Below are 20,960 nucleotides of genomic sequence, written 5' to 3'. Positions count from 1 at the left end.
GAAGAAGGATTGTTTTATGAACTTTTTAAAACAGAAGAAAGCAAAAAGATATGTAATTGCAGGGATTTTTATCCTTGCAATTGCTGTTTTAGCCATTGTGGCAACCAGCACCTTAAAGGCTTATGCCAATGAGGATTATTGGACCGTAAAGATCGGCAAAAAAACTGTAGCTGTGTTTTCCAGCGAAAGCAGCGCGAAAAAGGTTATTAAAAATGTAAAAAATCATTATGTTGTTGAAGGGGCAGAGGTGCAATCCATCAAATGTTCTCCGGCAATGGCAGTAGAAAAAAAGACCTATCGCGTATCTGAAGCTCCGAAGGTGAGTAAAGTAAATGATACAGTTGACTATATTCTTTCCGGAACTAAGAAGAAAACTATCTATACAGTAAAAAGCGGGGACAGCGCTTGGGGAATTGCTGAAAAGCATGGATTTACCGTGCGTCAGCTGGCGGAGATGAATGATACAAAGGATATCGCGACTCTTTTCCCGGGAGATGAATTAAAGCTGTATGAGACAAAGCCGATGGTCACAGTTACGACAACCCAATTATTGACCTCTGAAAAGAGAATTAAATATCAGACGGTAACAGAGACCTCCTCTGAGGTTTTGAAGAATACCACGGTGATAAAACAAGAGGGCGCTTATGGGAAGAAACAGGTGACAGAGCTGGTGACCTGTGAAAATGGTAAGATCGTTCATTCAGAGGTTCAGGAATCAAAGGTGCTGAAACCATCGAAAAAGAAAATTATCGTTAAAGGGACAGGCATTTTGCCGGCGCCTCCTAATGGTTCAACTTACCAGGGCGACGGACAGGCAGTTGCCAATTATGCTCTGAAATTTGTTGGAAATCCATATGTGTATGGAGGCAGCAGTTTGACCAATGGCGCTGACTGCTCAGGCTTTGTTTTAGCTGTATATAAACACTTTGGCATTACCATGGCACATGATGCAGGCGTGATGCGCGGCTATGGCAAAGAGGTATCGTTGGCGGAGGCGTTGCCAGGAGATCTGGTCTGTCATTACGGACATGTTGGAATCTATATCGGAGGCGGCATGATTGTGCATGCAGTCAATGAAAGTATGGGCATCGCGGTAACGGGTGCAAGCTATACAGGCCCGGTCATTACAGTGAGACGAATTGTAGAGTAAAATCGCATTGCATCCCTTGTTGATGTGAGATTGATAAAGGGGTATGCGTTTTGAGAAGTTGTGCAGATTAGGTGAGAATGCCTGCAATATGCACAACTTTTGCTGTTTAAGTGGGTGAAAGATTCGGTGAGTTGTGTAGAGAATGCTTCTGCAACGCTGATTTGCACAACTCTTGGCAAAGCTAGTTGTGCAAATCAGTTTTATATGGCTGCGCCTGCACAACATTTTATATTACATTTTTTTCCCGAGCGCTTTATAAGCGATGAAGAAAACCGCCAGTTCCACATATAGGCTGGACAGAAGCAGCATAGAAGCGAGAATGTAATCAAGGGCTGTAAATACAAAGATTAAAACTGCAGAGATGAGTACGGAAGCGAAGGCGGCGACGGACATCGCGTAATGGGTCAGTTGAATATTTCGCTCATCATTTTTTTCAATTTCCCGTTGTTTTTTCTTCTCTGCAGAGCCGAAACGACTTCGCAGAGCATTCAGTATGCCAATGGCAAGAAACGCAGATCCCATACCGGTGAACATACCTGCCAGCATCTGCAGGTGATGCACATCTTCTGGCGTGATATGGGAGTACCATAAACCGAAGGCTATAGCAACGACACCGGCGATGATTAAAGTAATATTTAGTACAGAATTATCTTTTCCAAATATTTTACAGAGCATAATATTATTCCTCCTCATAAATAAAAATTTCTTCAATAGACAGCTGAAAGTATCTGGCAATTTTAAAAGCGAGCAGTATGGATGGGTTGTACTTGCCGTTTTCCAGTGAACTGATGGTCTGACGTGAAACTTCCAGCGCTTTGGCCAGTTCATCCTGCTTGATACCCTTTGCCGTACGAATTTCTTCTAAACGATTCTTCATGGAAAATCTCCCTTTGAAATGTAAAGCTAGCTTTACATGAAGTATACCTCATTGAGAAGATGATGTCAAGTAAACTTTACATAAAAATCCTCATGATCGTAGAGGGAGTCAACTCCGGCAATGTTTTAGATGAATTGCCATGGGAATATGTAAAAATGGCACAGAAAAACCCGGTGTGATGACCGGGCTTTTGAATCATATTATACGCTTTATGAAATTATGCTTCGTCAGGCTGGATAACTCTCACTCTGATTACGCCGTCAACTTCTGGTACGGAAGTAATTGTATCGTTGGTGGAGATTAACGCATAACCGTATTCGCCGCGGCACTGACCGGTAATGCTGTTGATATTCACGTTAGCAAACATTGCGGCTGCCAGCTTCACAGGAGAAGGTTCTCCTTTGGTCATAACGCAGATGCGGTTATCACCTTTGCAAGCTCCTAATGATACGGCAGGGAAGTTAACGGAGTTTACAATATTTCCGTTTTCGATATAATCCATGATCTGTTCTACTGCCATAGTGGCGCAGTTGTCTTCTGCTTCCGCAGTGGAAGCGCCCAGGTGAGGCAGACTGATGACGTGTTCTTTGTTGAGAATACCGTCTGTAGCAAAGTCTGTAACGTATTTTGCCAATTTACCGGATTCCAGTGCAGCCAGCAAGTCTGCTTCGTTTACCAGTTTGTCTCTGGAGAAATTGAGCAGGACTGCACCGTCCTTCATGGCAGCAAAGAGCTCTGCGTTGAACATGCCCTTTGTCGCGTCCATAGCAGGCACGTGGATCGTGACATAATCGCTGCAAGCTACAACGTCTTTGACGTCGGCCATAACTTTGACGGAAGGGGAAAGACTGTGGGCGGATTTTACACTGAAGAATGGGTCATAACCGATGACCTTCATACCGAGAGCTTCAGCAGCGTTTGCCACCATGACGCCGATGGCGCCAAGTCCAACTACACCCAATGTTTTACCCATGATTTCAGTACCGGCAAACTGGCTCTTGCCCTTTTCCACGGTTTTGCTGATATTTTCAGTTAAAGAAGATTCCCAGGCGATGCCAGCAGGAATATTTCTGGCAGCCAGGAACAGTCCTGCCAGTACCAGCTCCTTTACGGCGTTAGCATTGGCGCCGGGTGTATTAAAAACGACGATGCCTTCTTCTGCACATTTATCCAGAGGAATATTGTTAACGCCGGCGCCGGCTCTCGCGATGGCAAGAAGCTCTTTGCCGAACTCCATTTCATGCATATCCTGACTTCTTACTAAAATACCAGAGGAACCAGAAACCTCACCAGAGACAGTATATTTTTCTGACAGATGGGACAGCCCCACAGGTGAAATTTTGTTTAAGGTTGCAATTTTGTACATGATAAGTACCTCCTATTGATATTAGTAAAGCTTTTTTGATTTAACCTAAATTATAACACCTTACCGCTTTACTTTCAAGCAGTAAAGTGTTATAATAGATCAATATTCATAAATTCAAAGAACTAATGGAGGGCGACGAAATGACAAAACCGTATCGTGTATTTAACTTTTCCGCTGGTCCATCGATGCTACCACTTTCCGTCATCGAGGATGCAGCAGCTAATCTGGCTGATTACAAAGGCTGTGGACAGTCAGTAATGGAAATGAGTCACCGTTCAAAAGAGTTTGGAAAAATCATCGAAGATGCAGAAGCTAACTTAAGAGAGATCATGAACATCCCTGACAACTACAAAGTTATGTTTTTACAAGGTGGAGGAACTCTTCAATTTGCAATGGTGCCATTAAACCTGCTCAGAGCCTCTAAAAAGGCCGACTATGTAGTGACAGGCTCCTGGGCTAAGAAAGCCTATCAGGAAGCGTGTAAGTACGGAGATATCCGTGTGATCGCAAGTTCAGAAGAAGATACATTTACATATATTCCGAAATTTACCAAAGAGGATATCAGACCGGACGCAGATTATGTGTACGTCTGCTACAATAACACCATTTACGGAACACACTTTAACGAAGTACCGGATACAGGTGATATTCCGCTGGTTGCGGATATGTCCAGCTGCATCCTCAGCGAAGAAATTGATGTCAGCAAATTCGGACTGATCTTTGCCGGAGCGCAGAAGAACGTAGCGCCTGCAGGTGTGACGATTGTTATTGTCAGAGAGGATTTACTGGGATTCGCGGATGAAAAGGTGCCAACCTATTTGGACTACAAGACCCATGCGGATAAGGATTCCATGTATAATACGCCTCCGTGCTTCGCGATTTACATTGCGGGAGAGGTATTTAAGCTGATTAAGGAGATGGGCGGCGTGCCGGCAATGCACGCGGCGGATGTTGCCAAAGCGGAGAAGCTTTATAACTATATCGACAGCAGCGCCTTGTTCAAAGGTCCTGTCGCGAAGGAGGATCGTTCTCTGATGAACGTGGTATTCGTAACTGGCGATACTGACCTTGATAAGAAGTTTGTTGCCGAAGCGAAGGCAGAAGGCATGGTGAACCTCAACGGACACAGAAGCGTGGGCGGCATGAGAGCCAGCATCTACAACGCAATGCCGATGGAAGGCGTGGATAAGCTGATTGCGTTTATGGAAAAATTTGAGGCTGAGAATAAATAGAAGCCTGAGAAGGAATAAGAAGTTAGATAAAAACAGGGAGTCTGAAGCGTCTCCCTGTTTTATTGTCCGGGATAAAGTAAGATTTCTGTAAGCCTGTTGGAGCTATGACAGGAGCGCTGCTTTTTTTCTTTGCATTCTGCTTATTCCATGGTAAAATGTTGATATATGAAAAAGCTAAAAGGAGTTTGAACGATTGAAGAAGGATAAGCTTGAATTACAGTTAAGACAGAAGCAGATAGAAGTTATGACAAGAGGACTGTCTAAAAAGCTGGCAGCGGTATTTTTGTCATTTACACTGCTCTTTTCCAGCGGCGCGGCGGTTTTTGCCGGCGAGAGTATTTCGATGCCGATTTCCGATGATGCGGTACAGGTGCAACAGCCCGCGGAAATAACGGATAAGAAACCAGTTACTATTTCCAGACCGGTTATCAGCGCGCGCAGCGCGGTAGTTATAGATGGTGATACAGGAGAGATTCTGTACACGAAAAATTCCCATTATAAGCGTGATCCCCTGAGCACTACGAAGCTATTAACCTGTTTGGTCGCATTGGAATATTTGAAGACTACAGAGACTGTAACAGTAACAAAAGCGGCGGTAGATACGGCTGCTAAGGTTGGAGGGTCCAGCGCGGGGTTGAAGGTTGGAGAGAAGGTCAAAGTGAAGGATTTGGTTTATGGAGCGTTGCTGCCCAGTGGAAATGACGCGGCTGCGGCGCTTGCCATCGCAGTGTCTGGCAGCAAAGTCAAGTTTGCTAAGCTGATGAATCGCAAGGCAGGAGAGCTGGGATGCAAAGACAGCAATTTCACCAATCCGCATGGATGGAAAGCAAAACAGCATTATGCGTCAGCTTACGACATGGCGTTGATTACGAAAGCGGCTATGCAGAATTCTTTGATTAAGAAGGCCTGCAGTACGGAAATGTATAAAATGGCCAGAACCAATAAGCACAAAGCACGTTGGATTTCGACAACCAATAGCTTTGTGGCGAAAAAGAAGTATCCGAAATCAGGGGTTTACGCAGGAAAAACAGGAACCTGGGAGTACAATAACGCAGCTTTGGTTTCTGTTTGCGAACGCGATGGAAAGACGACATACGCAGTGGTGTTGCGAGATACGATGGATAATCGTTGGAAGAGTACAAATCAGATTTTGAACTATAGCTATAAAAAATTGAATCAGAGACAGGATTATTTAGACTGATATGATTTGGGGGTTTGCGATCATGAAAAAATATGTGAAAAGGACTATTGCGATTGCGGTATCTGTGGCTGTATTGTTGGCATCTCAGTCTGCGGCATCTTTTGCAGTGAGTGTAAAGAGACCGGATATCACAGCCTCGGGAGCTATTGTCTACTGTCAGAATACGGGCGAGATTATCTATTCCAAGAATCGTGAAAAGAAGCTGGAGCCATTCAGCGTGACGAAACTGATGACGGTGCTGCTTGCCGTGCAGAATTTGCCTCTGGATAAGGAGGTTACTGTATCAGCAAAAGCGGCGTCTCAGGGAGAGGCCTCTATGAATTTGAAAGCGGGGGAGGTTCTTACGGTTAAGGACCTTATTTACGGATGTATGCTGCCAAGCGGAAATGATGCCGCATATGCGCTGGGGGAAGCAGTAAGCGGCAATATGAAAAGCTTTGTTAAATTGATGAATGAAACAGTGGATAACATCGGCTGCATTGGAACACATTTTGCAAATCCCAGTGGGATGCAGTCTAAAAACAATTATACTACGGCTTATGATATGATGCTGATTACGAAAATGGCTTTGACCAATGACGTGATAAAGAAGGCAGCTGGGAGTAAGACATATATCGTGCCTAAAACTAACAAACATAAAGAACGCAAATTAAAAACCCATTTGAGTTTTTTAAAGGATGCTAGCAGCGGCATTTATGCTGGTAAGACTGGATATTGGGAGGATGATAACTGCAGCGTCGCAGTTGGCTACAGAGAGGACGGATTAAGTCTGTTTATCGTAGTTTTGGGAGATACTATAGAGGAAAGAACGAAGGACGTGAACAAGCTGGTGTCTTATGCCAGACAAAAGGTGGAGGGCGTCAAAGTAATCGGCAAGGATAAGGAATCCGGAAAGGTTCGCATTAAGCATGGTGCGAAAACCCGTCTGACAGCTTATACGTCTGAGATCGGTTTTGCTTACTTACCGAAAGAGGCGTCAAAATCTTTAATTAAAACTAAGATAACGATGGACAATGATGTTACAGCGCCGGTGCGAGCGGGAACCGTTGTCGGCAGGTTAGAAATATATGCGGCAGATGAATTGGTTAATCAGGTAAATTTGGTGATTAAAGAAGACGTAGAGGCAGGATGGTTTCCTTCTTATGTAGGTATTTCTAATTTTGCGACTGTTGTTATTTGTCTGATTCTTGCAATGATTGCTGCTTGTTTTCTCGCGATAGCTGTGATGAAGGCCAGATATCGGAGAAAAAGACAGAGAATTCGCCAGAGGAAGATCATAGAGCAGGCTATGGCTGAAATGCGCAGAGAGAAAGATCATAGAGAAAGAGATTGGCGTTTTTAAAATGTTCGATATAAAGGAAAATCTGAAAAAGCTTCCGGATTCACCGGGCGTTTATATGCATAAGGATAAGCTGGGCCAAATTATTTACGTGGGAAAAGCTATTTCTCTGAGGAACAGAGTTCGCCAGTATTTCCAAAGCGCCGCTAAGTCGAATCCGAAGGTGGCGGCTATGGTTGCGCAGATTGCAGAGTTTGAGTATATAACCTGCAGTACAGAAATGGAAGCTCTGATTTTAGAGTGCAATCTGATCAAAAAGTATATGCCGCGCTACAATGTGTTGCTCAGAGATGATAAGACATATCCATATATTAAGGTGACAACCTCTGAGGATTTTCCGCGCGTGCTGAAAACCAGATTGATCAAAAAAGACGGCAACAAATACTTTGGTCCTTATAGTGATGCGGGTGCGGTAAATCAAATTGTTGAACTGCTGTCTAATATCTACAGTCTGAAACGGTGCAGCGCCAGAGAGTTTCCGGCAAACCACCGCCCATGTCTGAACTTTCATATCAATCAGTGTCGCGGTATTTGTGCCGGTAAGGTCAGCAGAGAGGAGTACCGTCAGGCTATCGATAAGGTATTAGAGTTTTTAGGCGGGCGGGAAAAACCTTTGATCAAGAATCTGGAAGAAAAGATGACGGCTGCATCAGAACGTATGGAGTTCGAGGAAGCGGCAAAGTATAGGGATTATATTCTTTCTATTAAATCGATTTCCGAAACCCAGAGAGTGACCATGACGCAGGATAAGGATTTGGATGTTGTTTTACCAGTCAAAGACCAGGAAAACTCTTTTATCGTTTTGTTTACCGTAAGAGATGGGAAATTATCCGGACGCGAGTCCTTTCAGATACAATCGGGAGATAGCGATAGTCGGGAGGAAATGGTTGGCGAGTTCATCAAACAGTATTACAGCCAATGGGCTATGGTGCCGCCGGAAATTTTGGTGGAGCGGCAGATTCCAGAACATGAACTGTTAGAGGAATTTCTTCGTCGAGACGGACGTAAAGTGCGTATCTTTGTACCGCAAAAGGGGAGCAAACGTTCCTTGCTGAAAATGGCGCAGAGTGATTGTGTGGAAATGGTAAAGACACTGTCACAGAAAGCGAAGCTAAACCAGGAGAAGCAGGAGGCTGTACAAAAGCAGGTTGCTATGGTTATTGAGGAGGCAGGTTGCCGGCCGCCGGAAAAAAAGACCTACCGTGTGGAGTCCTATGATATTTCTAATACCAACGGCGTGGATTCCGTAGGCGCGATGGTAGTATTTGAAGGTCTGAAGCCAAATCGGAAGGATTATCGCAGGTTTAAGATTAAGACGGTAGAAGGACCGGATGATTATGGCAGCCTGCAGGAGATGCTGTATCGCCGGTTTAAGCGGGCGCAGGCAGGCGATCCGGCGTTTTCTCATTTGCCGGATATTATTTTTATGGATGGCGGGCAGGGACAGGTAACCGCGGCGCTGAAGGTTTTGCGGGCCATGAAAATAGAAATTCCTGTAGCCGGTATGGCGAAGGATGACAGCCACCGAACGCGCGCGATGGTTTTCGAGGACGGCAGAGAAATTCCATTAGCAGATCATCCGATTTTGTTTCGTTATGCCGGAACCATTCAGGAGGAGGTGCACCGGTTCGCTATAGATTATCATCGTAGCTTGCGGAGCAAAAACGCTTTTCACTCCGTGCTGGATGACATCAATGGAGTGGGACCGACCAGAAGAAATGCTTTGCTGAACCATTTTGGAACATTGGAGGCCATCAAAGGTGCTTCTGTCGAGGCGCTTTGTGAAGTGCCGGGGATCACGGCGTCCATAGCGAAGAATATCAAAGAATATTTTGGTTGATAAATTTACCGAAAAGTGGTATATTAATAGAGTGACGAGTCTCTGACAGAGACTGCGCTGTTTAGAAAAATGGAGGATTATTATGGCAGATAACAAGAACAACCTGCAGGATGAAGCTGATATCATCACCCTGGAATTCGAGGATAATACAGAATTAGAATGCGAGATCATGGGCGTGTTCGATTATAATGGTAAAGATTATATCGCTTTGATTCCACTGGATGATACAGACGATGTGTACATTTACGGATATAACGAGATCGGTGAAGATGAATTTGAATTAGTCGATATAGAAGATGAAGCTCTGTTCCAGAATGTTGTTCAGGAATTTGACGCGATTATGGCTGAAGCAGATGAAGATTCTGTAAACTAAGTATTTGTGATTAATGGGACCGTTCCGTCGGAGCGGTCTTATTTTGTGTGTAACGAGGGGACAATTATGAAAAAATATGATATTATTATTGCCGGCGCTGGCGCCAGCGGTGTTTTTATGAGCTATGAGCTGACGAAGCTTTCTCACAATGCCAGCGTTTTGATGCTGGATAAAGGAGCGCCTCTGGAAAAGCGCGTATGTCCGATTAAGACCGGAAGGACGGAAAGCTGTGTCAAATGCAGTCCCTGCCATATTATGAATGGCTACGGCGGAGCAGGCACATTGTCAGATGGAAAATACAATATTACCACACAGTTTGGCGGCGATCTGCACAAATATGTGGGCGTTGACAAAGCGTTGGAGTTGATGGAGTACGTGGACAGCGTATTGTGCGCTATGGGCGGCGCGGAGGCGAAGCTTTATTCTACGGCTGATTCTGATTTGAAAACCCGATGTCTGCAGAACAATCTTCATCTGCTGGAAGCAAAGGTTCGTCATCTTGGAACTGACAGGAATGTGCAGATCCTGGGGCACATCTTTGATTATATCAAAGAAAGGATAGACACCCAGTTTTATACGACCATTGAGGACGTGGAGCTTTCTACTGACGGTGAATTTATCGTGCGCACTAATAAGGGTGAATTTTGCTGTGCTAAGCTGGTATTGGCTACGGGGCGTTCCGGCTCCAAATGGATCTCCGGTGTTTGTGATAAGTTGGGGATTGAACAGCAGAAAAACCGTGTGGATATCGGTGTGAGAGTGGAGCTGCCGGCAGAAGTATTTAAACATATTACGGACGCTGTTTATGAGGGGAAAATTGTTTATAAGACAGAACGGTATAATGACATGGTGCGGACTTTCTGCATGAATCCTTATGGCGAGGTAGTGTCGGAAAATACCAATGGCATTGTCACGGTAAACGGACATAGCTACGGGGATCCGGCGCTGCATACGGAAAATACGAATTTCGCTCTTTTAGTCTCCAATACCTTTACAGAACCTTTTGAGGACAGCAATGAGTATGGAGAATCTATTGCACGGCTGTCTAATATGCTAGGCGGAGGTGTGTTGCTGCAGAGATTCGGCGATCTGGTCAAAGGGCGTCGAAGCAGCGTACGCAGGATGGAAAAGTGCTTTACTCGTCCAACCCTAGCGGCAACACCGGGAGACTTGAGTCTGGTGATTCCGAAACGCCAGCTTGACAGTATCATCGAAATGATTTATGCGCTGGATAAAATTGCGCCGGGTACAGCCAATGAGGATACGCTGCTGTACGGTGTAGAGGTTAAGTTTTATAATTCCAAGGTGCAGGTGAATCAGCAACTGGAAACCTGCGTTCCGGGACTATATGCTCTTGGCGATGGATCGGGCGTAACCCATTCCCTGTCCCAGGCATCGGCAAGCGGTGTGCATGTAGCCCGGATTCTGGCGGAGCAATATAAATAGGCCGTATTGATAGAATGGTTTTGGAGGTTGTGCAGATGAATGATTTTTTGTTCTTCGCATAACCTTCAAATATGAAAAAATACGGCGGATTGTGGATTCTGGTATATATCTATAAAAGTACGAAGAAACTCCAAAAAAGTTGAAAATTTTGCTTGCATTTTCTTGTAAATTGTGTATAATAGAATAGTCGGCAGGAAAACAGTCGGTAAATTGCATATGCGGTCTTGGCGGAATTGGCAGACGCGCACGGTTCAGGTCCGTGTGGGAAACCGTGGGGGTTCGAATCCCTTAGACCGCACCAGTAAAATGTTGAAAACCCAACGGTTCGATCCGTTGGGTTTTTGCTTGACTACATTCTGACTACATTTTTTTAATTCTTTGATAGAATTCTTCGAGTTTGTCAGATATATCTTTATCAGTATTTCTAAAATAATATTCATACACTTCTTGTGTAATTCTTGTATTGGTATGCCCTAATCTTTTGGAAACGTCTATAATTTGAACTCCAATAGATGAAAGAATTGCTGCGTGAGTATGCCGCAAATCATGTAAAGTTGTATCTCTTAATCCGTATCTTTTCAAAAAGCGTTTGAACCAGTGATAGGTATTATGCGGATGATGGGGCGTGCCTTCTGCAACTGTGAAGACATAGCCGCTATTGGTATATTCTTCACCCAGAATATTTTTATTATTTCTTTGATAAACTTGTAAGTCTTTCAACATTTCCATAACAAAATCAGGAACGGTTATTATTCTTACAGATCCTTCAGTTTTGGGAGTATCTTCTATTACGCCATCGTTTGGCACCATGAGCCTGATTCGTTCGACATTTATAGTGCTTTCGTTAAAATCTATATCTTCCCAACGCAAACCCATAGCTTCACCTATGCGCAATCCAGTAAATAGAATTAATAGAATGGCAGTCGCATGACATTTCCCGGTATTGGTGTCTTTTTCTTTGAATAATAGAGAAATTAAGTCGGCAATTTCATGTTCTTTATAGAAATCCTTTTGAACTTTATATTTTTTTGTAGCTTTTGGTACTTTTACATGTTCACATGGGTTCTTTTCAAGTAAATCCAAGTCCTCAATGGCGTATTTGTAAAGTGTACTTAGTAAAGATAAGGCATTTTTTATAGTTTTTGGAGACAGTGGTTCTCCAGTTCTAAGATTCTTTCCGTTCTCGGATAATTCCTTCACCCAATTACGAATTTGAACCTTTGTAATTTTATTAATTTGTTTATTCCCGAAAAAACTCTTTATCTGATTGTTATAAATAGATTCGTAACGTCTGGCGGTCGAAATCTTAAGCTCTGTGCTGATATTGCCATTGTGAGCCATAAAATCACCGAAAAGAGCGTCTAAAGTAGTGGCATCACCCGTTGATACTTTTCCGTTGATTATGTCGGCCAGAAACAAAGCTGCGTCTTCCTTAAGCTTCTTTTCAGATATATAATCAACCTCCCTGTAGTAGCGACAGGGAGATCCATCAAACTTTTTTCCACGGGTAATGGTGATCTGAACTTTACCGTTGGCTCTGTGTTTAAAGCTTGCCATCTAAACCTCCTTTTTGGGTGTAAAAATACCCCTGCACCAACAGGGGTTGTGTTTATTTTACCAACAACGAGAACAAGGGGAGTAACCCCACTGTTTAGCTTTGCTAAGAGATATAGCATGTTTGCTGCTATGTAAATATCCACACCAAGACCGGTGATATTTTGTGCCAGTATCAGTTATATAAACTGTTTGACTATTTGTATTTGAAGACGTTGTTTTCTTTGGAGCTGGCTTTTTAACTTTGCCCGAACGCCATTTGCTTAGTTTGCTATTATCGTATTCATCAAATGATATTGCTCTGACTTTGTAGTAATAACGTTTTCCCTTTTTTACGTTATAGTCTCTGTACCAGCTTTTATCATTAGAATCAATATATTTGTAGTTACCATTTTTAGAGGTCGATCGGTAGATATCGTACTCGTCAGCACCAGAAATATAATTCCAGTCGATTTTGATGCTATTTTTTCCTACGTCAACGTCTTCAATGACAGGTCTGTCCAACCGGTATTCTGCAAAACCCGGAATTGTGGAACATAGTACCATTACAATTGCTAAAGTGATAGATGTGATTTTTTTCTTCATGTGTTCCTCCTTGATTTATAAAATACATTTTACCAGCATACAGAACAGGCATCATAGCCTTGGGATTTTGCATCAGAAAGTGATATTTCATGGCAACTTTGACTTAAATATCGACAACCGTATTGGTGATATTTTGAACCTGTATCGGTTATATATACAGTGGTTTCTGCATAATCATCATTTAACCACTGCTCATCCTCTGATTGAGCGTTTGCTCCATCGTTCCAGCCTTCATCGTATCCAGTGTTATATCCTTCATGATACCGTTCAACCGCTTCTTCATACAGTTCTGAAATCTCTTTTTGAGCATTAGCGTAATTGATTCCAGTGAAAACAAATGCGATATTTCCGATTAAGGATAGCGATAGGATTGTAGTAAGTATTTTGATCTTTCGTGATTGCTTATTATTTTTGTCCATATTTTATCCTTTATTTTAATATTTCAAAATTGCTACTGTAACAATACCAACATGCAGTAATTCCATAATTTTCTAAATCTTGAATAGTATGCACGTGTGTATCTTTTCCTTCAATATATGGGCAATTTATTTTATGATACCTTTTGCCATTTTCTGTGCGATAGGCAATGCGTTGTTGGTATTCTCCTAAATATTCTCGCGCTCTTGCTGTATATTTTTTTAAATTTATACATTCTTTGAAATATATATCTTTGGCCGATTCTACATCATGCAATAATACCGTAGTATGATAAGCATATCCGCAAGATACACACAATAAAAGTGCTAATATAGCAGAAAGCAATTTAAATTTGTTTTTCTTTTTAGGTGTATATTGTAACGCTGGCGAAAGATTCATCTCAGTAGCATTAATGACATATGAAATAGCATACTCCAGTTCTTCAAAATCTCGCATATCCCCATAAATATCAAACAACGCGCGGCATAACATCATATAAACTGTTCCTGCTGTGATATTGATTACGTCACGTTCTGGATTAAAAGCAAGGCTTGGCTCTTGTAAAAGTATACAGAATCTTGCGCTTACTCCAGAGCCTGCACCTTCTGCAATATGCTTTGCGGATTCTAAAATGCGCCGTTCACATTCTATCTTCAAGACTTCCTGCTGTAATTCAGTAAGTGCACCTTCTTGCCCGTGAACCTCATTTGCTATAAAATCGTTACAACTATTTACTAAATTCAGTACTGTACTTTTTACTTTTTTTCGGGCACGATTGGCAAACATCATTTCTCCTTCTATTGCAAATTAGTGTTCAATTTTGCGAACTTCTTTAATTATTTGGTATATTTTTCAGGAACTTCATCAATGTAATCAAAGTCAAACACTCTGACTGACCCACCATCGGCTTCTATCATTTGGTCTATAATTTTATCTGCGGTGGAATCATCATACATTCCATATAGGATATATGAAATCGCATTAAGAGAAATACACTCTCCGTCATCAATACCAGTGGTGGATGGCTTTAATTCATCAACTAAAGCGTTATAACCTGCAATGAATCCTTGCGAATAAGCGCAATTTTCGCAGATATAGGTTTGAATATTTCCTTCATCATCATCTACATAGTCTAATTCTATTGATTTTCCACATTCATAACATTCAACATTTTGCTCATTGCATGCAGTTAATGGAAATGTTAAAAGAATAATTATTAATAGAGTTATCATATTAAAATTAAAATATCTATGCACGTTAAAACACCTCCTTATACCGCAAACTCATATTTTGACTTGCGCGCTTCCTTTTCTACTCCATTAACTCCAACAACCTTCACACACTCAAAGTCATCGCCCATGATATGTTGCATTTCGTGATAATAGGCCTCTCTTTGGCGTTCATCAGAAAGCCGGGCGTTCAAGACAATGGTATAGAATGATTCACCATTTTCATCCATACCAGCAACCGTGTAAGCGTCTATGTCACACGGCAAGTCTTGAAAGATAACTTGCGTTTCCATTTCATCATCTCCTTAGTCCTTGTCCTTTCTCATTTGTTGGATCATGTTATTTATAGCTTCAATGCTTTCCTTAGAAACATTGCGGCTAGCTTTGAATAAAACCTTCAGCTCTGGACGGGTTGCCATTTCTTGAGCCATTGCGGATACTTCAGGGTCGAGATAGTAGTTATCAGTGGTTTTTCCAGTTAATAAAAAATCAATTGACACTCCAAAGTATTCGGCAATTTGAGGAATGTATTTCAACTGTGGTTCACGGTCTTTTTGTTTCCATGTGGCATAGGTACTTTGTCCAATTCCTACGTCTCTGCAGAATTGTGAATCACTTACTCCTTTTGCAGCTGCAAGGTTCGATATCCTTTCTAAAACTTCGTTCATTAAAAATCTCCATTTCTTTATCACAAATACGATAAAATGTATTGACAATAACGCAAGCGTGATGTATGATAAAGAAGGAATCACGAATACGATAAAAATTGACAATAAACGCGAATGTGATTAATTTGTTTTGGTTAATTGATTGTATCACAAATGCGAAATTATGTCAATGTGAAATCATGTTTGTGACGCAACTTTAAGAAGGAGAGGGAACAAAAGAGGCTCATAAGCTTTCGAAACTCCGTTTCCAAAGTATTTGTAAACTCAAACACCTCTCTTTCTGACTTTGGATAATACTAGTATATCACAAAAGTGAAGAAAAGGAAAGGAGTTATATGAATGGCAAAAAAACCTAAAACAAAATGGCAAATTAATGTTAGGTCCAAATTGGAATTCATGGGAATTGGCTATCAAGAGTTAGCTGATCGTATGGGCGAAAGAGAAGGATCTATCAGACAAGTGATGTGTCAAGACAATATGCCACGCTTGCGAGATAAGATATGCAACTATCTTGGGGTGGAATTGGAAGAAAAGGAGAAGCGATGAACAATATTGATGAAAATTATGGGGAAACCATTGCGGAAGAACCTTATGAACCAATCGAATCTGATGAAATTATCAAGCACGGAAGAATCAAAGAATTTTTCGATATGTCTCGTGAGGAAGGATATGCAAGAGGATATAGAGACGGAAAACTATTAATTCTTCCAACTATATCCATCTGCATGTCAATATTCGCAATTATAATCAAATTCATTTTATGATTGCGATGATGATGGCTATTATTGAGATTATAAGGGACGCAATGTCAATGCGGAATGTTTGACGATAGCGTTTATTATCTATATCAACGCCCGCAAGATATGATTTGCCAGCTTCTGTAATGCTTGCGCAGAATGGTCGATGTCCGTCAACATCTCGATAGCCGAGTTTGACAAGGTGTTCACCTTCTAAATAGTCGTAAGTAGCACGAAGTTCACGTGGAATATCAGTAATATCATGATAATCAACTTCGCTTAACGATAACAAAATTTCAAGTTGGCGTGAATCATTGGCACTCATGAGTATTCCCTCCCACAGGGATTATATCACAGAAAGAAAAACAATGAAAGGATGAATACGTTGGAAGAAGACCTTAAAAGGATTGAAGAAATCAAAAAAAGGCATGATAGCGAAATTGAATCATGGCGCGAATATGGATATGGAATAGGTTATAGAAAAGGATATAGAGACGGAAAGCAGTCAGTTTTTTCTACTATTTCAGCATTGACTTCAATAATTTCAATCGTAATCTTGGGGATTGTAATATGCACAAAAATCTTCATGTAGAAAGGAAACGAAATGGAAAAGAACCAAATGGTGTACTACTCAGCAAGACAAGTTTTAAACATTTTGGGTATCTCAATGTCAACCCTGCAGCGCATACAAAAGCGTGGAGAAATAACGCCAGAATGGGCGGGCGGGCAACGGAGATACTCCAAAGCTGAAATAGAAAGATATCTTGAAGAAAATAGTAAGAAACGGAGAGAGAGGTGTACGGTATGAAAGCATTTAAACCCGGCGGGAGGTACTACAAAAGTAACCTGCATGTAGCCTTGGCCGTTGCAGGATTTTTAGCCGGGACAAGCGGTGTTTATGTAGCTTTATGCGCCTTGATGGCATTTTAGGAGAGAACAATGGACAAAAAAGAATTGAACGAAATTTTAAAGAAACACAGGATGTGGATTAAAGATGAAGATGGTGGAAAGCAAGCAGACCTACAGGGAGCAGACCTACAGGGAGCAGACCTACGGGGAGCAGACCTACAGGGAGCAAACCTACGGGGAGCAGACCTACGGGAAGCAAACCTACAGGAAGCAAACCTACAGGAAGCAAACCTACAGGAAGCAAACCTACAGGGAGCAAACCTACAGGGAGCAAACCTATGGGTAGCAAACCCACAGGGAGCAAACCTACGGGGAGCAGACCTACGGGGAGCAGACCTACGGGGAGCAGACCTACAGGGAGCAAACCTACGGGGAGCAGACCTACGGGGAGCAGACCTACGGGCAGCAGACCTACAGGGAGCAGACCTACGGGGAGCAAACCTTGACTTTAGCTGTTTACCTCTCTGGTGCGGTAGCTTAAGTGCCCACTTTGATGATAGGCAGCTGGTACAGATTGCTTACCATTTGGTAAAGTCAGGATTACAAAGTGAAAACGCAAGCCCAGAGACTAAAGCTGAACTGGAAAAACTGATTGATTTTGCAAACAAATTCCACCGTGTGGAGGAGTGCGGAAGGATAGAGGTGAGAGAATGATAACCAATGATCAAAAGGTAGAAATGTTCAAAATGCGGATAGAGGGCGTATCTATTCAGGAGATAGGAGAACATTTTGGAATTACAAAGCAAAGAGTGAGTCAGATTATGTATGTGCCACATAGTGGCAGGGTGAGTTTTGACATTATAGAGGCTTGCATTTATCCAAATCTTATTAGCTGGATGGCTAAAAATAGGTTTACTGTACAGCAATTGCATTACGAGTTGTTTGGATACGTATCAGGCGTTGTTAAGACATATAAAAGATTAAAAGGGCAGACTGAATTTAAAATCGCAGAAATAAGAAAAATTTTAAATCTAACAGGAATGACATTTAATGAATGTTTTGAATTAAAGCAAGAATGTCAAGAAGGAAAACAGAAAAATGAAAAATAAAGAAAATGCGCTCGAAAGCGCAAATCCTAAAAACCAAAATAATCATAGCACAAAATACAGGCTTTTGTCAATTTTAAAAAATGCCAACCGCCCTGTAACCCGAGGGGAACTTGTGGACATGCTGGACACCAGCGACAGGGCAGTTAGGCGATGTGTGTCAGAACTCATCGAAGAAGGATATAGAATCGACTCAACCTCACACAGAGCCGGGTACACTTTAAATGATGAGGAAAGCTGCAAAGCCTCTGCGAGGGAATGTAGGGCAAAGGCGATGAAAGAACTGCGAAAAGCGAAAATTTTGGAAGGATACGATCCAGACCAGATATCTATGGTGGAGGTGATGTAAATGCTGTGGTGCAAACACTGTAAAAAAGCAGTAGCCTTGCCAGTTACGAGCGTATCTTATGAGATACCAAACGTGGAGGTGTCGGGTTACGAAAAAATAAAGACCTATTATTGTCCGGATTGTGGGCGAAAGGTGTATTTAGAGGCTGGCTATTGCGTTATGTGCGGCGGATATGCTGCACCGGGCAAAGAACTGTGCGATAGTTGCCACGTAGAAATACGCGAGGCCCTTAATGAGCTTACAAAGCGGCTGGACTTGCCGTCTGATAACGTGATGGACGGCGTAGCGAAATACTTAATCATGGAGGGATAAGATGGAGAATTTACTAAAAATCCAGATGGAGCTGAAAGCACCGAAAGGGCAATACAACAATTTTGGTAAATATAGCTACCGCTCATGCGAAGACATTTTGGAGGCGGTTAAACCGCTTTGCCAGAAATATGACAGCGTTTTGACTTTATCTGATGATATTGTGCAAGTGGGGGAGCGGTATTACGTAAGGGCAACCGCAACCATAATGTGTGGCGATAAGTCGGTATCGGTAACGTCACAAGCCAGAGAAGCACTGGACAAGAAGGGAATGGATGATAGCCAGATAACAGGTACAGCATCATCTTATGCCAGAAAATACGCATTGAACGGTTTGTTCCTCATTGATGACACCAAGGATGCAGATACAGATGAAAACCGAACCGAGCGGACGCAGAGGGCACAGAAAACGGCGTCAAAACCCAAGGCAGGGCCTAAAGACCCAAACAAACTCACTTACAGGGAGAAAGTAATCATCCTTGCAAATGAAAGAGGGATTGCGCTTAAAGAGTTGATGAAGGATTACGGAATCACAAAGGATACCACAGAAGAAAGATTTGCAGAAATCTTAAAGGATATGGAGGGATAACATATGCAAGATGTAACGAAAGATCGTGACAAGTACATTGGCGGCAGCGATGTGCCTATCATTATGGGACTATCCCCGTTTAAAACCCGATGGCAGCTGCTGCAGGAGAAAGCAGGAATCGTTGAAAGCACATTTGCTGGGAACGAGTACACGGAGTACGGGAACGTAATGGAACCAAAAATCCGAGATTACATTAACAAAGAGTATAACATGCATTTTGTTGAAGACAAAGATATCAGCGGATTTATGCGGTATCACTATGACGGACTGGACGAAAAAAAACGTAGTGTATTGGAAATCAAAACCACATCACAGATTCATGACGATATAAGTGGCTACAAGAAATATCTGGTGCAGCTTTTGACAGGCGTGAAGATTGCCGATATGGGATTTGGAATCCTTGCAGTCTATGAACGCCCGGAAGATTTTGATGAAGAATTTGATGCAAACCGCCTGACACTGTTTGATGTGAGATTGGCTGATTACGTCAGCCTTTTAACGGATATAGCAAATGCCTGTCAGCGCTTTTGGGACGATCTTACCGCCCTGAAAGAAAACCCTTTTATGACGGAAGAAGATTTACAACCTTTCCCGGTCATTGCAGAAGCGCAGATTGTCTGCCAGCTTGAGGAACAGCTGGCAGTATACAAGGATATCGAAAGACAGTGCAAAGCAGCAAAAGAACAGCTGAAAAATGCGATGGAAGCCTACAACGTCAAAACTTGGACAACGCCGAACGGCACCAAGATTACCCTTGTACCGGACGGCGAGGACAAGACGGTCAGAGAATTTGACCTGAAACGGTTTGAGAAAGAAAACTCTGCATTAATGCAGCCTTACATGGTGGATAAGGTCAAGAAAGGAGGGCATGGGTATGTCAAAATCACGCTACCAAAGTAAGATGAGTAAAGCTTGTGATATTCCGCCGAAAGCAAAACGGAAGGTATGGGAAAGGGATGGAGGCTGCTGCATTATCTGCGGTAATCCCCACGCCATGCCAAACGCCCACTATATCCCACGCAGTAAAGGCGGGCTTGGGATAGAACAAAATATCGTAACGCTTTGTATTCGGTGTCATTATAATTACGACAACGGAGGCAAGAGGAAGGAATACGGCAGCATGATACACGACTACTTAGCCGCTTGTTATCGGAACTGGAATGAACAGAAATTGATTTACAAAAAAGGAATGACTTATGAAGATTAAAGAGATAAAACCGCCCAAACTTTTATACGAGGGTGCAGAACTTACCATCGTGTTCCAGAAGGGCGAAAATAAAGCCGTAGGCAGGTTTTATGCGGAAATTGGAGGAATAGACCAGTCAAAAGATTACGATGTGTCTATCAAGCCAAAACGGGCGAAGCGGTCACTTGACGCAAACGCATATTTGTGGGTGCTGATAGGAAAGCTGGCAGAACGCATGTGTCTGATGAAAACAGAGGTGTACAAGAATTACATCAAAGAAATGCACACTTGTAGAACGGTACCGATTCCGGTAGACGGAATCGAGGACTGGATAAGATACTGGGAACGAGGGCATGACGGCTGGGTATGTATCGACATAGGCGAGTGTAAAAACTTCCCCGGTTACCACAATATCCAGTGCTATAGAGGGTCAAGCACTTATGACACAAAGGAAATGTCACAGCTGATTGATATGGTGATATTTGACTGCAAAGAGCAAGGCATAGAGACCCTGCCGCCTGCGGAAATAGAAAGGCTGAAAGCAATGTGGGGGTGATG

31 protein-coding genes and 1 tRNA gene are annotated in these 20,960 nt (G+C 42.5%); 21 read left to right on the top strand and 11 right to left on the bottom strand.

Features of this window, described 5'->3' with window-relative positions:
- Nucleotides 1-16: 16 nt before the first annotated feature.
- Nucleotides 17-1,150: an NlpC/P60 family protein gene (locus ACPW7J_RS09750; RefSeq protein ID WP_425755142.1), complete on the top strand. Its 1,134-nt coding sequence runs from the start codon at nt 17-19 to the stop codon at nt 1,148-1,150.
- Nucleotides 1,151-1,381: 231 nt separating this feature from the next.
- Here the strand turns inward: ACPW7J_RS09750 and ACPW7J_RS09745 are convergent, their stop codons facing one another.
- From ACPW7J_RS09745 to ACPW7J_RS09735, 3 genes are all read right to left on the bottom strand, one after another.
- On the bottom strand, nt 1,382-1,825 hold the full coding sequence (locus ACPW7J_RS09745) for a hypothetical protein (RefSeq protein ID WP_161874936.1): 444 nt from the start codon (nt 1,823-1,825) through the stop codon (nt 1,382-1,384).
- 4 nt (nt 1,826-1,829) lie between these two features.
- Complete coding sequence (locus ACPW7J_RS09740; RefSeq protein WP_161874937.1) at nt 1,830-2,027, bottom strand: helix-turn-helix transcriptional regulator; 198 nt, start codon at nt 2,025-2,027, stop codon at nt 1,830-1,832.
- Nucleotides 2,028-2,244: 217 nt separating this feature from the next.
- Nucleotides 2,245-3,393 carry a 3-phosphoglycerate dehydrogenase family protein gene (locus tag ACPW7J_RS09735; protein ID WP_161874938.1) on the bottom strand — a complete coding sequence of 383 codons (1,149 nt, stop codon included), beginning with the start codon at nt 3,391-3,393 and terminating at the stop codon, nt 2,245-2,247.
- A gap of 140 nt (nt 3,394-3,533) precedes the next feature.
- Between ACPW7J_RS09735 and serC the strand changes: the two genes are divergently transcribed.
- The 7 genes from serC (at nt 3,534) to ACPW7J_RS09700 (ending at nt 11,125) form a co-directional block, all read left to right on the top strand.
- On the top strand, nt 3,534-4,625 hold the full coding sequence (gene serC / locus ACPW7J_RS09730; RefSeq protein WP_161874939.1) for a 3-phosphoserine/phosphohydroxythreonine transaminase: 1,092 nt from the start codon (nt 3,534-3,536) through the stop codon (nt 4,623-4,625).
- A 193-nt stretch (nt 4,626-4,818) separates the two neighbouring features.
- The gene (locus tag ACPW7J_RS09725) at nt 4,819-5,826 is read left to right on the top strand and encodes a D-alanyl-D-alanine carboxypeptidase family protein (protein ID WP_425755141.1); all 1,008 of its coding nucleotides are present in this window, start codon (nt 4,819-4,821) and stop codon (nt 5,824-5,826) included.
- Nucleotides 5,827-5,848: 22 nt separating this feature from the next.
- Entirely contained in the window at nt 5,849-7,168 is a 1,320-nt protein-coding gene (locus ACPW7J_RS09720; protein ID WP_425755140.1) for a D-alanyl-D-alanine carboxypeptidase family protein, read from the top strand.
- Nucleotide 7,169: 1 nt separating this feature from the next.
- Nucleotides 7,170-9,005 (top strand): excinuclease ABC subunit UvrC, encoded by a 1,836-nt coding sequence (gene uvrC, locus ACPW7J_RS09715; RefSeq protein WP_425755139.1) that lies wholly within the window; start codon nt 7,170-7,172, stop codon nt 9,003-9,005.
- Nucleotides 9,006-9,087: 82 nt separating this feature from the next.
- Nucleotides 9,088-9,378, top strand: coding sequence for a DUF1292 domain-containing protein (locus ACPW7J_RS09710; RefSeq protein ID WP_161874943.1), 291 nt, complete (start codon nt 9,088-9,090; stop codon nt 9,376-9,378).
- A gap of 66 nt (nt 9,379-9,444) precedes the next feature.
- Complete coding sequence (locus ACPW7J_RS09705) at nt 9,445-10,824, top strand: NAD(P)/FAD-dependent oxidoreductase (RefSeq protein WP_425755138.1); 1,380 nt, start codon at nt 9,445-9,447, stop codon at nt 10,822-10,824.
- Nucleotides 10,825-11,042: 218 nt separating this feature from the next.
- A tRNA-Leu gene (locus ACPW7J_RS09700) sits at nt 11,043-11,125 on the top strand.
- Nucleotides 11,126-11,184: 59 nt separating this feature from the next.
- Here the strand turns inward: ACPW7J_RS09700 and ACPW7J_RS09695 are convergent.
- Genes ACPW7J_RS09695 through ACPW7J_RS09665 form a run of 7 tightly spaced genes read right to left on the bottom strand, consistent with a single transcriptional unit; the run spans nt 11,185 to nt 15,277 of the window.
- Nucleotides 11,185-12,381 carry a tyrosine-type recombinase/integrase gene (locus ACPW7J_RS09695; RefSeq protein WP_425755137.1) on the bottom strand — a complete coding sequence of 399 codons (1,197 nt, stop codon included), beginning with the start codon at nt 12,379-12,381 and terminating at the stop codon, nt 11,185-11,187.
- A gap of 57 nt (nt 12,382-12,438) precedes the next feature.
- A complete protein-coding gene (locus ACPW7J_RS09690) occupies nt 12,439-12,963 on the bottom strand; it encodes a hypothetical protein (RefSeq protein ID WP_425755136.1) in 525 nt (174 codons plus the stop codon).
- 29 nt (nt 12,964-12,992) lie between these two features.
- Entirely contained in the window at nt 12,993-13,382 is a 390-nt protein-coding gene (locus tag ACPW7J_RS09685; RefSeq protein ID WP_425755135.1) for a hypothetical protein, read from the bottom strand.
- A gap of 10 nt (nt 13,383-13,392) precedes the next feature.
- Nucleotides 13,393-14,169: a hypothetical protein gene (locus ACPW7J_RS09680; RefSeq protein WP_425755134.1), complete on the bottom strand. Its 777-nt coding sequence runs from the start codon at nt 14,167-14,169 to the stop codon at nt 13,393-13,395.
- Between the two features lie 47 nt (nt 14,170-14,216).
- Entirely contained in the window at nt 14,217-14,636 is a 420-nt protein-coding gene (locus ACPW7J_RS09675; protein ID WP_425755133.1) for a hypothetical protein, read from the bottom strand.
- Between the two features lie 14 nt (nt 14,637-14,650).
- Nucleotides 14,651-14,902 carry a hypothetical protein gene (locus ACPW7J_RS09670; protein WP_425755132.1) on the bottom strand — a complete coding sequence of 84 codons (252 nt, stop codon included), beginning with the start codon at nt 14,900-14,902 and terminating at the stop codon, nt 14,651-14,653.
- A gap of 12 nt (nt 14,903-14,914) precedes the next feature.
- On the bottom strand, nt 14,915-15,277 hold the full coding sequence (locus ACPW7J_RS09665) for a helix-turn-helix domain-containing protein (protein WP_425755131.1): 363 nt from the start codon (nt 15,275-15,277) through the stop codon (nt 14,915-14,917).
- A gap of 339 nt (nt 15,278-15,616) precedes the next feature.
- Between ACPW7J_RS09665 and ACPW7J_RS09660 the strand changes: the two genes are divergently transcribed.
- Both ACPW7J_RS09660 and ACPW7J_RS09655 read left to right on the top strand, forming a co-directional pair.
- Complete coding sequence (locus tag ACPW7J_RS09660; RefSeq protein WP_425755130.1) at nt 15,617-15,823, top strand: hypothetical protein; 207 nt, start codon at nt 15,617-15,619, stop codon at nt 15,821-15,823.
- Entirely contained in the window at nt 15,820-16,041 is a 222-nt protein-coding gene (locus tag ACPW7J_RS09655; RefSeq protein ID WP_425755129.1) for a hypothetical protein, read from the top strand. Before ACPW7J_RS09660 ends, ACPW7J_RS09655 begins: the two co-directional genes overlap by 4 nt.
- Here ACPW7J_RS09655 and ACPW7J_RS09650 read toward each other — a convergent pair.
- Nucleotides 16,031-16,339, bottom strand: a complete 309-nt coding sequence (locus ACPW7J_RS09650; RefSeq protein ID WP_425755128.1) for a hypothetical protein — start codon at nt 16,337-16,339, stop codon at nt 16,031-16,033. The genes ACPW7J_RS09655 and ACPW7J_RS09650 overlap by 11 nt on opposite strands.
- Nucleotides 16,340-16,399: 60 nt before the next feature.
- Here ACPW7J_RS09650 and ACPW7J_RS09645 point away from each other — a divergent pair, with 60 nt between their 5' ends.
- From ACPW7J_RS09645 to ACPW7J_RS09595, 11 genes are read left to right on the top strand one after another with little or no spacing between them, the layout of a single operon-like run.
- Nucleotides 16,400-16,606 carry a hypothetical protein gene (locus ACPW7J_RS09645; protein WP_425755127.1) on the top strand — a complete coding sequence of 69 codons (207 nt, stop codon included), beginning with the start codon at nt 16,400-16,402 and terminating at the stop codon, nt 16,604-16,606.
- Between the two features lie 12 nt (nt 16,607-16,618).
- On the top strand, nt 16,619-16,822 hold the full coding sequence (locus tag ACPW7J_RS09640; protein WP_425755126.1) for a helix-turn-helix domain-containing protein: 204 nt from the start codon (nt 16,619-16,621) through the stop codon (nt 16,820-16,822).
- Nucleotides 16,819-16,944: a hypothetical protein gene (locus ACPW7J_RS09635; RefSeq protein WP_425755125.1), complete on the top strand. Its 126-nt coding sequence runs from the start codon at nt 16,819-16,821 to the stop codon at nt 16,942-16,944. The genes ACPW7J_RS09640 and ACPW7J_RS09635 overlap by 4 nt, the downstream gene beginning before the upstream one ends.
- A 9-nt stretch (nt 16,945-16,953) precedes the next feature.
- On the top strand, nt 16,954-17,577 hold the full coding sequence (locus ACPW7J_RS09630) for a pentapeptide repeat-containing protein (RefSeq protein ID WP_425755124.1): 624 nt from the start codon (nt 16,954-16,956) through the stop codon (nt 17,575-17,577).
- On the top strand, nt 17,574-17,972 hold the full coding sequence (locus tag ACPW7J_RS09625) for a helix-turn-helix domain-containing protein (RefSeq protein ID WP_425755123.1): 399 nt from the start codon (nt 17,574-17,576) through the stop codon (nt 17,970-17,972). Before ACPW7J_RS09630 ends, ACPW7J_RS09625 begins: the two co-directional genes overlap by 4 nt.
- Nucleotides 17,962-18,318, top strand: a complete 357-nt coding sequence (locus tag ACPW7J_RS09620) for a helix-turn-helix domain-containing protein (protein WP_425755122.1) — start codon at nt 17,962-17,964, stop codon at nt 18,316-18,318. The genes ACPW7J_RS09625 and ACPW7J_RS09620 overlap by 11 nt, the downstream gene beginning before the upstream one ends.
- Entirely contained in the window at nt 18,319-18,630 is a 312-nt protein-coding gene (locus tag ACPW7J_RS09615; protein WP_425755121.1) for a hypothetical protein, read from the top strand.
- A gap of 1 nt (nt 18,631) precedes the next feature.
- Complete coding sequence (locus tag ACPW7J_RS09610) at nt 18,632-19,216, top strand: ERF family protein (RefSeq protein ID WP_425755120.1); 585 nt, start codon at nt 18,632-18,634, stop codon at nt 19,214-19,216.
- A gap of 3 nt (nt 19,217-19,219) precedes the next feature.
- Entirely contained in the window at nt 19,220-20,116 is an 897-nt protein-coding gene (locus ACPW7J_RS09605; RefSeq protein ID WP_425755119.1) for a YqaJ viral recombinase family protein, read from the top strand.
- On the top strand, nt 20,091-20,423 hold the full coding sequence (locus ACPW7J_RS09600; RefSeq protein WP_425755118.1) for an HNH endonuclease: 333 nt from the start codon (nt 20,091-20,093) through the stop codon (nt 20,421-20,423). The genes ACPW7J_RS09605 and ACPW7J_RS09600 overlap by 26 nt, the downstream gene beginning before the upstream one ends.
- Nucleotides 20,413-20,958 carry a hypothetical protein gene (locus tag ACPW7J_RS09595; protein WP_425755117.1) on the top strand — a complete coding sequence of 182 codons (546 nt, stop codon included), beginning with the start codon at nt 20,413-20,415 and terminating at the stop codon, nt 20,956-20,958. The genes ACPW7J_RS09600 and ACPW7J_RS09595 overlap by 11 nt, the downstream gene beginning before the upstream one ends.
- The last annotated feature ends 2 nt before the right edge of the window (nt 20,959-20,960 follow it).

It is taken from the genome of Ihubacter sp. rT4E-8 (assembly GCF_049852125.1).
Lineage (GTDB): Bacteria > Bacillota > Clostridia > Peptostreptococcales > Anaerovoracaceae > Senimuribacter.
This window is presented reverse-complemented; position numbering and strand designations above follow the sequence as displayed.